Origin of the sequence: Geobacillus sp. G4 (genome assembly GCF_040327975.1) — a bacterium.
In the GTDB taxonomy this organism is placed as follows: domain Bacteria; phylum Bacillota; class Bacilli; order Bacillales; family Anoxybacillaceae; genus Geobacillus; species Geobacillus thermoleovorans.
This window is the reverse complement of the sequence record NZ_JBEPJY010000109.1, coordinates 1-264: the sequence shown is the minus strand read 5'-3', so window position 1 is coordinate 264 and position 264 is coordinate 1. Positions and strand designations below refer to the sequence as shown.

The following is a 264-nucleotide window of genomic DNA, read 5'->3' as shown; positions in this document are numbered from 1 at the left end:
CATGAGCGGGAGGAGCTTGAGAAGCTGTTCCAACGCGGATTAAAAAACGGCCTCAATATCCGGAAAATTTCAAAGGAGGAGCTTCATGAATTTGAACCTTATGTGAATGGAATAGAAGCCATTCATGTTCCATCAACAGGTATTGTAAATTTCCGTCTTGTTAGTGAACGGATGGCAGATTTAATCCTCGAAAAGGGCGGGGAGATCTTTTTAAACGAAAAAGTAGAAGTGATTCATGAAAAAAAACAAGAAGTTATCGTTGAA

General features: G+C 39.4%; 1 protein-coding gene. It reads left to right on the top strand.

All coding sequences use genetic code 11. The features are described 5' to 3' along the window. On the top strand, positions 1-264 hold a 264-nt coding region (locus tag ABS784_RS17155), incomplete at both ends, for an FAD-dependent oxidoreductase (RefSeq protein ID WP_352513411.1).